Below are 14,981 nucleotides of genomic sequence, written 5' to 3'. Positions count from 1 at the left end.
CGTCGCTTTTGCAAAGGCCCGCCATGCATCCCTCCGCCGCGCTCGACCGGATCAGCCCTTCGCCGACGCTCGCGATCACGACGCGGGTCGGGGAATTGAAGCGCGCCGGGGTCGACGTGATCGGGCTCGGTGCCGGCGAGCCCGATTTCGATACGCCCGATTTCGTGAAGGACGCCGCGATCAAGGCGATCCGCGACGGCAAGACGAAATACACCAATGTCGACGGTACGCCCGAACTGAAATCCGCGATCGTCGACAAATTCGCGCGCGACAATCGCCTGGCCTATGGCACGAACCAGATCAGCGTGAACGTCGGCGGCAAGCATACATTGTTCAACGCGGTGGTCTCCACGGTGGATGCGGGCGACGAGGTCGTGATCCCGGCACCCTATTGGGTCAGCTACCCCGATGTCGTCCAGTTCGCGGGCGGTGTGCCGGTCGTCGTTCCCTGCGGGCCCGAGGTCGGCTACAAATTGTCCCCCGAGGCGCTGGAGGCGGCCATCACGCCGCGCACCAAATGGGTCGTCATCAACTCGCCCTCGAACCCGACGGGGGCCGCCTATACGAAGGCCGAGATGGCGGCGCTCGGCGCGGTGCTCGACCGCCACCCGCATGTCTGGGTGTTCGCGGACGATATGTACGAACACATCGTCTATGACGGCTTCCAGTTCGCGACGATGGCGGATGCCTGCCCGCAATTGTACGAGCGCACGCTGACGGTGAACGGCTGCTCCAAGGCCTATGCGATGACCGGCTGGCGGATCGGCTATGCCGGCGGCCCGGCGTGGCTGATCGCGGCGATGGCGAAGCTGCAATCGCAATCGACGTCCAATCCTTGCTCGATCGCGCAGGCCGCCGCGGTCGCCGCGCTGAACGGCGACCAGTCCTTCCTCGCCGAGCGCAACGCCGCGTTCAAGGTCCGGCGCGACCTGATCGTCGGGATGCTGAACGCGATCCCCGGCGTGCATTGCCCGACGCCGGAGGGCGCGTTCTATGTCTATCCGTCGATCGCCGGGCTGATCGGGAAGACGACGCCGGCTGGCAAGATCCTCGACAGCGACGATGCCTTCGTCGCCTATCTGCTCGATGAGGCGAAGGTGGCGGCGGTGCAGGGATCGGCGTTCGGGCTGAGCCCGGCGATGCGGATCAGCTATGCCACGTCGGACGAGTTGCTCGCCGAGGCGGGTCGCCGGATCCAGTCGGCGTGCGCGGCACTCGGTTGATCGTCGTAACGCGGCGTTAGGGGATATCCGTAAGCGGGCGTTAATCGTGTGTTTCGCAATAGGCGATTGTCCAACGATCGCATCCGTTCGATGGCCAGGCACGTAGCTGGGACGACCAGCGGTTTTCGAAAGTGGGATATGCGGGGCATCGTCAAACCGGATTTCTTCCTGCCGTTCGCCGGCGGATTCGTGCTCGGCACGATCGGCCTGTTCGCGATGCAGCCGGCCGATGCGACGCAAGGCTTCGCGCAGCGGATCGGCGCGATCGTCCATCACCAGCGTTGAGGATCAGAGCAGCGGGCTCATGATCCGGGCGATATTCTCGATCAGCCGCCGGACCTTCGGGCGCGCACGCCAGGTCATCAGATCCACGCAGTCGCTGCCGTCCAGATAAGCCTCCTGGATCCGTTCCAGCCCGCCGATGGTATCGCTGTCGTAGAGCAGCAGGCTTGCCTCCTCGTTGAGCTGAAACGAACGGAGGTCGACGTTGCTCGATCCGACGATGCCGAGCCGCGAATCGACGGACACATTCTTGGCGTGCAGAAGGAAGTCGCGGAACAGGTGGATGCGGATGCCGGCGCTGAGCAGCGCATCATAATAGGAACATTGCGCCAGATGGACGATATGCTGATCGACGACCGCCGATACGATCAGATCGACCGTGACACCGCGTGCCGCCGCGCTTCGCATCGCTGCAAGCACCGCCTCGTCGGGGATGAAATAGGGGGTGACCAGCACCACCCGGTCGCAGGCGCGGTGCAACTGCCAGACCAGCAACGTCTCGAATCCCTCCAGCGGATAATCCGCGCCGCTCGGCAGCAACTGGACGCGGGCATGACCGACGGCATCGGGTATCTTGACCGCGTCGGGCCGGTCTTCGGTTTCGAGACTCCAGTCGCCGGCGACGACCGCCATCAAGGACGCCACCGCCGGGCCCGTCACCCGCGCCACCAGTTCGCGATTGACGACGCCCGGGCGGAAATCCTTTGCGACCAGGTTCTGCGAGCCGGCATAGCCGACGCGCCCGTCGATCACGAACAGCTTGCGATGGTTGCGCATGTCGCTCCGCGTCCGCCGCCACAGCCACCGGACGGGCAACGCCTCGCGGACATCGACATCGACGCCGCGCAACAGCTTCAACGTGCCCCGCCGCCAATGATGCGACCCGACCGGATCGAACATGACGCGAACCGCGACGCCGCGACTCCTCGCCCGACCGAGCGCCGCCGCGATCCGCCGTCCGACCATGTCGTTGGCGAAGATGTAGACCAGGATATCGACCCGCTCCGCCGCGCCGTCGATATCGCCGACCAGCCGGTCGATCATCCCGTCATAATCGTCGATCAGTTCGACCATGTTGCCGCCGCACGCCGGCAGCCGACCCAGCCGATGCGCGAACCCACCGATCTCGCTGCATTCGCCGGGCGGCGCATCCGCCTCGATCCGCGCGGCGATATCGGCGAAATAGGGGTGCAACGCCTTCGACCTTTGCTGCCGCCACACCGGGAAATGCGGCCGCCCGATCATCAGGAACAGCACCAGTCCCGGTACCGGCAGGAAGAAGATCAGCAACAGCCAGCTCGCGGTCGCCGCCGGGCTGCGCCGCAGCGGCACGACGGCGAGTGCGCCGATGCGGATGATCCATTCGGCGGCATACCAGGCGGTGCGGGGGTCGGGGAGAGTCACGGGCGTGATCCTAGACCGACCGATGGGCTGCCGACGAGGGGGGATTTGCCCACACGGACTGCACAGCCTATCTGGCAGGCATGTCCAGGCCGTCCCAACCACCGCTCCGCGCCGTCATCGTGCCGGTCACGCCGCTCCGGCAGAATTGCACGGTGGTCTGGTGCACGGCGACGATGAAGGCGGCGGTGGTGGATCCCGGCGGCGACATCGACCGTATCCGCGCGGCGGTCGCGGCGCAGGGCGTGACGGTGGAGAAGGTCCTGCTGACGCACGGGCATATCGATCATGCCGGCGAAGCGAAGCCGCTGGCGGACATGCTCGGCGTCGCGATCGAGGGACCGCATGCGGCGGACCGCTGGCTGCTCGATACGCTGGCCGAAGACGGCGCCAAATACGGCATCCGCGGCGTGCCGTTCGTTCCCGATCGTTGGCTGGTCGAGGGCGATACCGTCACGATCGGCGATCTGGTGCTCGACGTGTACGAAACGCCGGGACACACGCCTGGACATGTCGTGTTCCACCATGCGCCATCGAAACTGGCGCTCGTCGGCGACGTGCTGTTCCAGGGATCGGTCGGCCGCACCGACTTTGCGCGTGGTAACCATCCACAGCTGATCGCGTCGATCGTCGACAAATTATGGCCGATGGGGGCGGAGACCGCGTTCATCCCGGGCCACGGCCCCGCCAGCAATTTCTGCCACGAACGCGCAACCAACATGTTCGTCAGCGACCGCGCGCTGTCGGCTTGACAATCAACGCCGCGCTGCCGCCGTCGCGTCGCGCACAGCTTTGAACTCCGACCCGGCGCTCCATATCGGCCAGTCGCGTCCGTCGGCCAGCCGTCGTGCGACCGAATATACCAGATCGACATCGTCCGCCGCGCCGCGCAGTTTCCAGTCAGCGTCCCAGGCGTCGCAGGTCTGGTGGTAGCATTTCATGTAACCGTCGAGCCAGGCCTGCCCCGCCGGACGCCCGCCCGTAACGAGATCGGGTGCACCGCTGATCGCCATCAGCAGCAGCGTCGGCACGCCGCGTTTCGCCAGCGAGAAATGGTCCGCGCGGTAGAACAGACCGCGCTGGGGCAATGCCTCGGGCGTCACCACTCGACCCTGCGCGGTTGCCGCATCGCCCAGCATTCCCTCGATCGAATCCTGCCCCGCGCCGACCAGCAGCACGTCATGCGACGGCCCCGCGGTCTGGAGGATGTCGAGCGTCAGGTTTGCGACCGTCTTTGCCGCCGGATAGACCGGTGCGACCGCATAGGTTTCCGACCCGAGCAGCCCGCGTTCTTCCCCGGTCCAAAGCGCGAAGACGACCGAGCGGTCGGTTTGCGGCGCGGCCTTGAACGCACGTGCCATCTCCAGCACCCCAGCAACGCCAAGCCCGTCGTCATTCGCGCCGGGGCGCATCGTCCGGCCCCGTGCGTCGGGTTTGCCGAGCCCATAGGCGTCCCAGTGCGCGCCCAGCATGACGACTTCGCCCGGATGGCGCGTACCGGTGATCTTCGCCAGCACGTTGCGGCTTTCGATATGTTCCTGGGTGACGGGCAAATCCACGGAGAGACGCGTCTTCAAGGTAACCGGGCGGAATGCGCTCCGCCGCGCCGACGTACGCAATTTGGCGAGATCGAGTCCCGACGCCGCGAACAGCTTCGCCGCGGCATCGCCCTGGAGCCAGCCTTGCAGCAGCACCACCGATGTCGGGTCGGCGCGGACGATATCGTAATTCTCGCCAGCGGGCGCGGTCACCGTAGACCAGCCATAGCCGGCACCCGGCGTGTCGTGGACGATCAATGCACCGACCGCACCGCGCCGCGCGGCCTCTTCATATTTATACGTCCAGCGGCCGTAATAGGTCATCCGCCGCCCGCCGAACTTGCCGATCGAATCGTCGCCCGCCGCCGCTTCGAAATCGGGATCGTTGACCAGGAAGACCGCGATTTTGCCCTTAAGGTCGACGCCCTTGAAATCGTCCCAACCGCGTTCTGGCGCGTCGACGCCGTAGCCGACGAACACCATCGGCGCGGCGGCGATCGCCACGCGGTCCACCGCGCGGTCGGTGCCGACATAGATGTCGCGGCCCTGCACCAGCGGCAGGTCGCCCGCGCGGATCGTCCCGGCACCGGTGCGAGTATGGATCAGCGGCACGGCTTGCGTCCATGCGCCGCCGGGACCACCGGGCTCCAATCCCATCGACTTGAATTGGCCGATCAGCCAATCGACCGTCCGCGCTTCGCCGGGGGTACCGGGCGCGCGGCCCTCGAATGCGGCGGACGCGAGCGTCTTGACGTCGGCGGACAGACGATCGGGCGCGATCGGCCCCTTGTCCTGTGCCGCCGCGGCGGTCGTCAGCAGGGCGGCGGCAATGGCCGGCAGGGCGCGCATCAACCGCGTGCCGCCGGCACGACGCCGATGGTGCCGAGCATATGTACCGGCCCCGCCCGATAGGCGATCGCGATCGCCCAGCCCGCGAGCAGGGCGAGGATCAGCCAGGTCGCCACCGCGCCGCCGCCACGCAGCATATTGGTTGTCGTCCGGTCCATGCCGAGACCGTGCGCCACGCGCGCCAGTACGAACGCGATTCCGGCGATCCAAAGCCAGAAAGGCGATGCGCCCGCCAACTCGATCAGTCCCATCAGGATCAGCACGAACGGCGCATATTCGGTAAAGTTGGCATGCGCACGCATCCGCGACCGCAGCCGGAGATCATCGTTGTCGCCGACCAGCACCTTGTCCTTCAGCCGGGTCGGCACGATTCGGAAGGCGAGCCACAGATTGATCACCGCAGCGGCGGCGGCGATCGTGAGCGTTACCGGCAAGATCATGGTGGCTCCCCTTATCGTTATGCACCGCCCTGCCACCGACGCGCGATGCTTGCAACGCGGGCGGGAATCGCTATAGCGCCACGCTTCGCGATGCGTCCGGCCGTCAGCCCACGCGGCCGCCGGTCATGCCGTCGGCCGTATGTGTTTCGGTCCGGTCGGTCGATCCTGGTCCAGATGAACAAGGTGCCGAAATGGCCGTCCCCAAAAGAAAGACTTCGCCCTCCAAGCGCGGCATGCGCCGTGGTCACGACTCGCTGGTCGTCGCCTCGTTTCAGGAATGCCCCAATTGCGGTGAACTGAAGCGGCCGCACCACCTATGCGGCTCTTGCGGTCATTATAACGGCCGCGAGATCGTCTCGGTCGAGGGCTGATCGACCTAAGCGAGGCCTGAACGCATGTCCGATCAATTCCCGTCCGATCGCGCGCTGATCGCGGTCGATGCGATGGGCGGGGATGACGGGCTGGCCGTGATGCTGGCGGGGGTCGCGCGTGCGCGGCGCCGGTTCGAGGGGACGCGGTTCCTGTTGGTCGGCGACGAACGCGCGATCGGCGACGGGTTGGCGAACCATCCCAACCTCGCGCAGCACGCCCAGATCGTCCACGCACCCGAAGTCGTCGGTTCCAGCGAGAAGCCGACCCAGGCGATCCGTCGCGCCCGGACGACATCGATGGGGATCGCGATCGACCTGGTGAAGCAGGGCCGCGCGGCGGCGGCGGTGTCGAGCGGCAACACCGGTGCGATGATGGCGATGGCAAAGCTCAGCCTCCGGATGTTGCCGGGTATCGATCGCCCGGCGCTGGCCGCGCTGCTGCCGACGCTGGGCGCGACCGACATGGTCATGCTCGATCTCGGCGCGAACACCGAATGCGATGCGCGCAACCTCATGCAGTTCGCGGTCATGGGGGCCGCCTATGCGCGCACCACGCTGGACCTCGCCTGTCCGCGCGTCGCGCTGCTGAACATCGGCAGCGAGGATCAGAAGGGTACCGGCGAGATCCGCGACGCCGCCGCACGGCTGCGCGCCGCGACCCATCTGCCGATGCAATTCGAAGGCTTCATCGAGGGCGATCGGCTGTCGCGCGGCGAAGTCGATGTGATCGTCTGCGACGGGTTCTCCGGCAATATCGCGCTGAAGACTGCGGAGGGCACGGCACGCTTCGTCGCGGATCTGCTGCGCCGTGCCTTCAGCAGTTCGATGCGCTCCAGGATCGGTTTTCTCATCTCGCGGCCGGCCACGGAATTGCTGCGCGATCACCTCGATCCCAACAACCACAACGGCGCGGTCTTCCTGGGGCTGAACGGCATCGTCGTTAAGAGCCATGGCGGCGCAAACGAAGTCGGCGTCGCCACCGCGATCGGCAATGCGGTCAAGATGGTGCGCAACGACCTGTGCCGCCGGATCGGCGACGATCTGGGTCATATGGAGCAGGCGGCGTGATCCGTTCGGTCATTACCGGCACCGGTTCCGCCTTGCCTGTCCGGCGCGTCTCCAATGCGGAACTCGCGGTCACGGTCGACACCACCGACGACTGGATCGTCGAGCGCACCGGCATCCGCTTCCGCCACATCGCGGGGCCCGGGGAAACGACCGCGTCGCTCGCCGCGGATGCCTGCCGCGCCGCGCTTTCGGCGGCGGGCGTTCCGGCGCAGGATATCGACCTGATCGTGCTCGCGACCGCCACCCCGGACCAGACCTTCCCCGCGTCGGCAACGAAGGTGCAGACGATGCTCGGCATCGATGATTGCGTCGCGTTCGACGTCGCTGCGGTGTGTTCGGGTTTTCTCTATGCCCTGCAAGTCGCCGACAGCATGCTGCGATCCGGTGCGGCGAAACGTGCGCTCGTTATCGGCGCGGAGACGTTCAGCCGCATCCTCGACTGGGAAGACCGCACCACCTGCGTGCTGTTCGGCGACGGCGCGGGTGCGATCGTGCTCGAGGCGCGTGAGAGCGACGAGCGCGAAGGCCGCGGCATCCTGGCCGCCAAGCTGCATGCCGATGGTCGCCACAACGCGCTGCTTTATGTCGATGGCGGGCCGTCCACGACGGGCACCGTCGGCAAGCTCAGGATGAAGGGCCGCGAGGTCTTTCGTCACGCGGTGAACAACCTGGCATCGGTGATGGGAGAAGCGCTCGCGATCGCTGGGCTGACCGCGGAGGCAGTCGATTGGGTCGTACCGCATCAGGCGAACGCGCGGATCCTCGATGCGACCGCGCGCAAGCTCGGCTTGCCGGCGGCGAAGGTCGTGGTGACCGTGGACCGCCATGCCAACACCTCCGCCGCATCGGTCCCGCTTGCGCTCGATGTAGCGGTGCGCGACGGACGTGTCCGGAAGGGACAAATCATCGTCCTCGAAGCGATGGGCGGGGGCTTCACCTGGGGTGCCGCCGTGGTGCGTTTCTGACGCGTTGAAAATCCACGGGATTGTCGTTACGCATCCGGTGATTTAATCCTTTTCCCGGCTTTGGTCGGTGTGATACGCTGCGCTTCCGAGCCGGGGAGGGCTGTTGCCGATGGATATGAGTGTAATGCCCGTGGGGACGCTGACCCGCGCCGATCTGGCCGAGATGCTCCACCGTCAGGTCGGTCTGTCGCGCACCGACTCGGGGAAGATCGTGGAACATATCCTTCACGACATGTGCGCGGCACTTTCGCGTGGCGAAAACGTCAAGATTTCGGGTTTCGGCACCTTCGTCCTGCGCGACAAGGGCGAACGTGTCGGGCGCAACCCGAAGACCGGCGTCGAAGTGCCGATCGCGCCGCGCCGCGTGCTGACCTTCCGTGCCAGCCAGATGATGCGCGACCGCATCGTCGGTGCCGGATAGCGTAATCGATGCCGCGCGACATGCCGGACAAGGCGGCGGCAAAAGCGGCGGGGGCGTTCAGGACGATCGGCGAGGTGTCGCGCGACACCGGACTGCCCCAGCATATCCTGCGCTATTGGGAGACGCGGTTCTTCCAGTTGCGCCCGGTGCAGCGTGCAGGCAATCGGCGGTATTACCGGCCCGAAGATACCGCGCTCGTCCGGCGGATCGATCAGCTCCTCAACCGCGACGGCTATACGGTGCGCGGCGTGCAGCAGTTGCTGGCAGGGGAGGCGGGCAACCTACCCGGCGATCCGCCGGTCGGTTTCGATAGGGCGGAGATCCGCGCCATCCGCGCGGTGCTCGTCGGTGCGCTGGCGGACGACGAGGCTTCGCAACGCGGCTGACGTCCTGGGGTAGGGCCTTATTCCGCAGCGGCGCGGTGCGTCTGCTGGTTCGCCAGGATCGCGGACAAGGTCGCGAGCGGCATCGGAACGACGAATTTGAACCCCAGGCGCCCGTCATAGGCCCAACAGATCGTGCCGAACAACGCGGTGCCGGTTTCGGTCAGGAGAACCTGTCCCGTCTGCCCGCGCTGTACGCCGATGTTCGCGGTCAGCTTCGTGCCACCGGGCGAAATGTCGAGCGCCTCCGCTTTGATCCGCTGTGCCCCGATGCGAAGCTGGGCCGGCGCACTGATCGGGAAACGCGGCGCGCGGGCGACGAGGCCGTCGTCGCGCTTCACCTTGAACACGCACTCCACGTCCTGACGCGTGTCGAACTCGATCCCCGCTTTGAACCCCTCGACCCAGCGGACGATGGCGTCGATCGGCGGCAGCCCGCGTATCTCGATGCAGGTCCGCTGACCCGCGACGGGCAATTTGATGAACCGCGCCATCAGCCCGGTCGGCGAAACGTCATGGACCAGACATGCGTGCGCGCCCGCGGGATCCAGCACCTTGCCGACAAGCAGCACCAGCGAATGGCGCTTGCCCGTACGGCGTTCCGGTCCAGCCGCGGCAGGTGCAATGATGGGCGTTTCACGATCGGACAGGTTCATCATCTCCTCCCTTCGTCTTCGCAGCGGGCGGTAAATATTTCGCTTCCGACAGCGCCGTACGCGCTTCGGTTCGCCGCATCGTCCGGATCAGTCGCGCGCGGAATTTCACGCGCTGCCAATAGGTCGCGTCGTCCAGCCGCCATGCCGCGATCGCGCCCGCGACGAAGGCATCGATCGTCGTTTCCGCCTCGACCGGATCGAGATCGGCGAACCGTTTGGCCGCATCGTCCAATGCGACGGGTTTTGCGACATGCGCGATCTGGTGCGTATTGATCGAGATAGCCATCATTCGTCCCCCCTGTCATCCTCGTGTCTTATGCCGCACACTATCGGCCGCCCCCGAACAGCGCATGCGCCGCTCCGCCGATCGTCTGCTGATCGAATTTCAGCCGCATCGTGATGTACGGCCCCTGCCGGGTGTAGCGATCCTCGGCGAAGTCGCGGTCGCGGTAGCCTGCGATGTTGTAGCCCGCGCTGATCCAGACATTCTTCGCCGGGCTGATCCCCGCCGACGGCCCGCCGCTGAAGCTGACCGCGTCCGCGCTCCATGCATGCTGGACGGACCCTTGCACGCCGATGTCGAAACGGCGGCCGATATCGCGGCGTAGCTCGAACCCGACGACGTCGATGAACCCGGTATAGACGTCGTCGCCGAACTGGCCGTCGACATATTTCGCGCCGTAATAGACCGTCGCCTCGAACCCGTGACCCGCGCCCTCCGCCCCGGTGCGGTAGTTGACCGCCAGGTTGTTGATGACCCGAGTCGTGATCTGTTCGCCGGCACCATACGCCGGCACGCCAAGCAGATTGCTGTCGGTCAGCCCCGCACCCGCCTGTTCGTGGCGCAGTTCGAAGCGTTCGAGCACCGACCAGCGGCTGTCGAGCGGGCGCAGCGCCAGTGCGACGTCGCCCGCGGCATAGGTGCCCGAGACGCCGGCATGGTCCTTCAGCGTATACGCCTTGATGCTAGCGGCCAGTGTCTTGCCCTCACCCAGCGCGCGAAGGAAATTGCTCGTCAGCCCCCAGCGATCCTCGGTATCCGCGACGCGGCGTTCGATCCGGCCATTCCACGACCAATGCGTCGCGCGGTAGGCGGTGCCAAGCGTGACCGCGGTGAAGCTGCCATTGGTCTGGTCCTGGCCGATGAAGCCACCGGACGCGACCGGCTGGAACGCGTTCACCTGCGCGGCGCTGTTGATATGGCCGCTGATCGTCGCGGTCGAATCCACCGTCGCGTCGACCGTCCAGTGTCGACCGATCGGCAGCGACTGGCTCATGCCATATTGCGCATAGGTCCGCGCACCATTCTCGCCCGCGGCCTGTTCGTTCAGCGTGCTCATCAGCTTCGCGCCGTGCCACGGTGCTATGTCGAACCCGATCTGGGCGGTGCGTGCGACGAAATCGGCGCCGTCCGCGATCTCGTATCCGCCGATCAGGCGGATGCCGGGCTTCACCCGCCACGATGCGCTGATCTGGTGGCGGACCGGAAAATCGACGCTGTCCTTGTCGCCGCCGGGCGCGAACTGGGTCTGGCCGGTCAGGGTCAGCGCATTGTCGAAGAACGTCTTGCTGCCGCCAAGCGTCAGGAGCCGGGAGTCGCGGTCGCCGCCGTCCAGCCCCTGGTCGTTCGCGAACTGCCCGCCGACGAAGACGGTCCCTTGCGTCGTGCGATAGTCCAGCCGCGCCTCGGCGGCGGTGCGCGAGCCCGCGCCGACCAGCTGCTGCTGATTCCAGGCGGTGGCGGTCAAGGTCAGCCGGTCGGTCAGCTTCACCCGGCCGTCCAACCCGATCTTGCGCGTGCCCGATTCGACGAGGTTCTGTTGCCCGACGCCGAAGCCCGCATCCTGGTCGCGGACATAGGCAAGCAGGTCGACCCGTGCGTCGTGATGTTCCACCTCGACCAAATAGGCGAGATCGTGGCCGAACCCGTCGATGCCGCCGGTCGCCGCTTCGGCGCGGATCACCGTGTCGCGGGTGATGTGCGCCTTCAAGTCGATGCCGGCGATGGTGCGGATGCCGACGGTTTCGTCGCGGATGCCGCTGACGCCGATCTCGACACGGCCCTTCGCAAGCTTGGCGGCGACGCGGCCCGCGGCGGCGAGCTTGGCGGACTGGCCGCTTTCGACCTCGTAATCGACGACGACGAAATTGGGATTGCCGTTCGCGTCGCGGCTGAGGATGGGCTGGCGGAAACGGATCGTGCCCAGGTCGGTGTCGATGTCGTAGTCGATGTGCCGCGTCATCGTCTGCGTCGACAGGATCAGTTCGGACCGGTAGCGGTCGCGCGTCTCGATCGTCAGCTTGTCGCTGTTAGGGACGATACCGCGCGCGGTCAGCCGGTAGGGACCGGACAGGCCGTTCCCCTGGATCTCATCGCGCTGGTACAAGGTGTCGGTATGTGCAGCGAAGCCGTTAGCGCGGATGTGGCTGCCCTCATAGGCCGCCTTCACGCCGTTCAGCGTGCGGTCGTAGCGGGTCAGCTGCGTCTCGGTGAAGCCGGTCTCGAAATCGCCGAACAGCGCGTAGAATTGGCGACGCTCCAGCCGCAGATACAGCTTGCGGCGGGTCGGGGCATCATACCCCTGCTGCGAACCGTCGCCATAGACGGTATAATAGCGATCGGGATCGATCGTGCCGAGCATCCCCCGATCGGGATCGTAGGTGCGCTTGCTGTCATAGGCGATCGTCAGCAGCCAGGATCCCTTGACCCGGCCCTTGGCATAGAAAGCGAGCTGGCCGTCGGTAACGACGCCATCCCGTTCGGTCGCCGGCAGCGCGGCCGAATGCGTCCTCAGCATGTCGTAGCCGAGCGTGCCCGAACCGAAGCCGACGACGACCCAGTCCTTCTGTCCGGCTGCGAGCCAAGCACGAACCTCACTGGTTCGAACTTGCTTTTCTTCCCTCATCGATACCAGCACGTGCACCGCGCCCGCCTGCGTCGTCGGCTGCAGCGCGATGAACGCGACGCCGTCGTCACCGACGACGCGCGCGTTGGCAGTGGCGATGGTCGCCGCGGAACGGTCCTGGCCGTCGCGGCGGCGCTGTTCCAGCGCGACGTCGCGCGCGGGCGTGTAGGGGGCGTCGACGGTGAACGGCACCATGCTGCCGGAGGTTGCGGGATGCCCGTCCTTGTCGGTTACGCGCACCGCGATCAGCGGGCGGGTCAGGCCATCGGCGATCAGGCGGCTGTGGGTCGGGTCGAACGCCGCGCGGGCCGGCGCGCCCGAGACATGGACGATTCGCTCGAGCGTCTGGACGACCGTACCCGATGCGTCGAGCACGCGCGCGCTCAGCCGATTGTTGCCGGCAACGAGCGGGATGCCCGTCCATTTCGAAACCGCGAGCCCATGCGCCTCGTCGGTGTCGGTGGTGTCGAAGCTCAGCGGATCGACCTGTACGCCGTTTGCCGACAAGGCGACGCGCTGGCCCGGCCGGTGCTTGATCGCGACACGGACGACCGGCGCGCGTGGGTTGTGGTCGATCGTTGGAAACAGCCATTCGACGCCGGCGGTCTGTCCCGTCAGCCAGTCGCGATTGCCGGCGGCGGCACCGTCGTCGGGCACCGCGATCGGCAACGCATCGACCGTGGCCGCGGTTTTGCCGGTCGGTTTCAACTGGAAGTCGACCCGTTTCAGCAAGCCGCCATCGCCCTCGACGAAGCGCGAGATCGCGCTGCCGGCTTGGCGGGTATCGGTATCGCACGCGACCGGGACATGGCTGGCGGGCATGCTGGCGGTATCGATCTGGACGACATGACGACCGGGACGGACGCCCTCGAAATGATACAAGCCGTCGCGGTCGGTGACGACGAAGGTCCCGTCCTCCAGCAGGACTCGAACGCCCGGCACGCCGCGCCGGTGCGCGACGGGATCGCCGCAATCGCCTTCGGTCACGCGGCCGATGACCGTCATCGCGTCGGTGAACAACAGCGCGCGCAGCCGGACCGAGGCCATCGCCTGGTTGCTCACCGTGCCACCCGCGCCGGCCATCTGCGCACGGTTAAGCGCTTCACCGACCGGCGCACCCGGTGCAACCATAACCACATAGGTTAAGTCTACCGTTCCGCCCGGCGCGATCGGCGGCAGCGTGAAGTCGAGCGTCCGGCCGTCCGTCGCGACGGCGGGTTCGGCGATGCCGCGTGTCGAGCCCTTCTCGTAACGAAGCCCGGTCGGCAGATTGTCGGTGATATGCGCCGCTGCGGTGGCACTGGTCCCGCGGTTGATCGCGGTCACATGATATTGGACGAAATCGCCCGGCGACGCTTCGCGCACCGACGCCAGCTTGGTCAGCAGCACATTGGTCGCCGCGGTGCGGTCGATCGGAATGTCCGCATAGAAGGGCTTGGTGCCGGCCAGCGTCAATTGGCCGCCGAAGCTCGCCGCGTTCAGCATGAAGGGCTGGCCGCTCGCATCCTTGAGCGCCGCGACCTGCGCCGGATCGCGCGTCGACGGCGCGGTATAATCGCCCGGCGGCTCGATCTTCAGCGTGTAGACGCCGGGCGGCGCGAGCGGGAAGCGATAGCGGCCGGTAATCGCGGGATAGACGCGACCGCTGGCATCGGTGACGGCGCCGCCCGAGACGACGGTCGACGGATAGCGGCTGACGCCATCGTCGCCGAACACCGCCGCCGGCTGTCCGCCCGCATCGAGCAGGGTCACCTTCGCGCCGTCGACGAGCGCTGCGGTCTGCGAATCGAACACGAAGCCCGCGGGGTCGGTCAGCAGCGACAGCGTCGATGCGTAGCTATATTCGTTCTCGACGAAGCTGACCGACACCGTCGCGCCGCGGAGCAGCGTCGGATCGCACGCAGCCAATTCGGGATGCGTCCCGCCGGCCGGGATGCCGCTAGCGAAGACGCCGCTGTTGGGCGCGGTTTCGAGCAGCGACGACGTGTCCGTCCTGCCGTTGAACTTGACGAGGATCTGCACGCGCTCACGCACGTTGGGATCGCGATTGTCGCCCTGATCGTCCAGCGCGATGATGTAGGGGGTGTGGACGTCGATCGCCTGCAGGAGCGGCGCGGCCGCCAGCGTCGCGGCGTCGATCCTGGCCGGCGTGAAGACGTTGGAAGTGCCATCGGCGCTCGGCTGGCAATTCAGACCGGTCAGTTCGTAACCCGGCGGCAGCAGATGGAAGGTGAATGATGTCGGCCGCTTGCCGGGGACGACGTCCAGCGACACGGTATTGGACGATATGGTCCGTTCGCCGCCCGGCTGACCCGATCCATAGGTCAGGCTGGCGGTGTTCGACACGCGCACCGTCTGGCTCTGCGCGAGCGTCAGCGCGCTGGCCAGGACCGACAGGAAAGCGCTCGCGCGCGCAAGGGTACGGAAAATGGACATGGCTGGTCGCGCTCCGAACCGCGCGACCTGCGCGGCTCGGAA

The 14,981-nt window shown here is 66.6% G+C and carries 14 protein-coding genes; 8 read left to right on the top strand and 6 right to left on the bottom strand.

Annotated elements, in window-relative coordinates; all coding sequences use genetic code 11:
- Window positions 1-23 precede the first annotated feature (23 nt).
- Both HUU99_RS10655 and HUU99_RS10650 read left to right on the top strand, forming a co-directional pair.
- Window positions 24-1,223, top strand: coding sequence for a pyridoxal phosphate-dependent aminotransferase (locus HUU99_RS10655; protein ID WP_174286558.1), 1,200 nt, complete (start codon window positions 24-26; stop codon window positions 1,221-1,223).
- A gap of 138 nt (window positions 1,224-1,361) precedes the next feature.
- A complete protein-coding gene (locus tag HUU99_RS10650; RefSeq protein WP_174286557.1) occupies window positions 1,362-1,508 on the top strand; it encodes a hypothetical protein in 147 nt (48 codons plus the stop codon).
- A gap of 3 nt (window positions 1,509-1,511) precedes the next feature.
- Here HUU99_RS10650 and HUU99_RS10645 read toward each other — a convergent pair whose 3' ends face one another.
- Entirely contained in the window at window positions 1,512-2,909 is a 1,398-nt protein-coding gene (locus HUU99_RS10645) for a phospholipase D-like domain-containing protein (protein WP_174286556.1), read from the bottom strand.
- Window positions 2,910-2,989: 80 nt separating this feature from the next.
- Between HUU99_RS10645 and HUU99_RS10640 the strand changes: the two genes are divergently transcribed.
- Window positions 2,990-3,658, top strand: coding sequence for an MBL fold metallo-hydrolase (locus HUU99_RS10640; protein WP_174286555.1), 669 nt, complete (start codon window positions 2,990-2,992; stop codon window positions 3,656-3,658).
- Window positions 3,659-3,661: 3 nt separating this feature from the next.
- Here the strand turns inward: HUU99_RS10640 and HUU99_RS10635 are convergent, their stop codons facing one another.
- Window positions 3,662-5,293 (bottom strand): M28 family metallopeptidase, encoded by a 1,632-nt coding sequence (locus HUU99_RS10635; protein WP_174286554.1) that lies wholly within the window; start codon window positions 5,291-5,293, stop codon window positions 3,662-3,664.
- Complete coding sequence (locus tag HUU99_RS10630) at window positions 5,293-5,733, bottom strand: MAPEG family protein (RefSeq protein WP_174286553.1); 441 nt, start codon at window positions 5,731-5,733, stop codon at window positions 5,293-5,295. Before HUU99_RS10630 ends, HUU99_RS10635 begins: the two co-directional genes overlap by 1 nt.
- A 191-nt stretch (window positions 5,734-5,924) precedes the next feature.
- Between HUU99_RS10630 and rpmF the strand changes: the two genes are divergently transcribed.
- The 5 genes from rpmF (at window position 5,925) to HUU99_RS10605 (ending at window position 8,944) form a co-directional block, all read left to right on the top strand.
- The gene (gene rpmF, locus HUU99_RS10625; protein WP_174286552.1) at window positions 5,925-6,104 is read left to right on the top strand and encodes a 50S ribosomal protein L32; all 180 of its coding nucleotides are present in this window, start codon (window positions 5,925-5,927) and stop codon (window positions 6,102-6,104) included.
- Between the two features lie 24 nt (window positions 6,105-6,128).
- A complete protein-coding gene (gene plsX, locus HUU99_RS10620) occupies window positions 6,129-7,172 on the top strand; it encodes a phosphate acyltransferase PlsX (protein WP_174286551.1) in 1,044 nt (347 codons plus the stop codon).
- Window positions 7,169-8,137, top strand: coding sequence for a beta-ketoacyl-ACP synthase III (locus HUU99_RS10615; RefSeq protein WP_302479985.1), 969 nt, complete (start codon window positions 7,169-7,171; stop codon window positions 8,135-8,137). Before plsX ends, HUU99_RS10615 begins: the two co-directional genes overlap by 4 nt.
- Window positions 8,138-8,252: 115 nt before the next feature.
- Window positions 8,253-8,558, top strand: a complete 306-nt coding sequence (locus HUU99_RS10610; RefSeq protein WP_174286594.1) for an integration host factor subunit alpha — start codon at window positions 8,253-8,255, stop codon at window positions 8,556-8,558.
- An 8-nt stretch (window positions 8,559-8,566) separates the two neighbouring features.
- Window positions 8,567-8,944 (top strand): MerR family transcriptional regulator, encoded by a 378-nt coding sequence (locus HUU99_RS10605; protein WP_254603123.1) that lies wholly within the window; start codon window positions 8,567-8,569, stop codon window positions 8,942-8,944.
- A 17-nt stretch (window positions 8,945-8,961) separates the two neighbouring features.
- On the opposite strand, the gene HUU99_RS10600 is transcribed toward HUU99_RS10605, so the two are convergent.
- From HUU99_RS10600 to HUU99_RS10590, 3 genes are read right to left on the bottom strand one after another with little or no spacing between them, the layout of a single operon-like run.
- Window positions 8,962-9,597 carry a PilZ domain-containing protein gene (locus tag HUU99_RS10600; RefSeq protein WP_174286550.1) on the bottom strand — a complete coding sequence of 212 codons (636 nt, stop codon included), beginning with the start codon at window positions 9,595-9,597 and terminating at the stop codon, window positions 8,962-8,964.
- Window positions 9,578-9,883 carry a hypothetical protein gene (locus HUU99_RS10595; RefSeq protein WP_174286549.1) on the bottom strand — a complete coding sequence of 102 codons (306 nt, stop codon included), beginning with the start codon at window positions 9,881-9,883 and terminating at the stop codon, window positions 9,578-9,580. The genes HUU99_RS10600 and HUU99_RS10595 overlap by 20 nt, the downstream gene beginning before the upstream one ends.
- Window positions 9,884-9,923: 40 nt before the next feature.
- Window positions 9,924-14,939, bottom strand: coding sequence for a DUF11 domain-containing protein (locus HUU99_RS10590; RefSeq protein ID WP_174286548.1), 5,016 nt, complete (start codon window positions 14,937-14,939; stop codon window positions 9,924-9,926).
- Window positions 14,940-14,981 lie beyond the last annotated feature (42 nt).

The organism is Sphingomonas bacterium (genome assembly GCF_903642285.1).
Classification (GTDB): Bacteria; Pseudomonadota; Alphaproteobacteria; order Sphingomonadales; family Sphingomonadaceae; genus Sphingomonas.
Note: the sequence above shows the minus strand (reverse complement) of the source record. Positions and strands in the feature narration are given on the sequence as shown.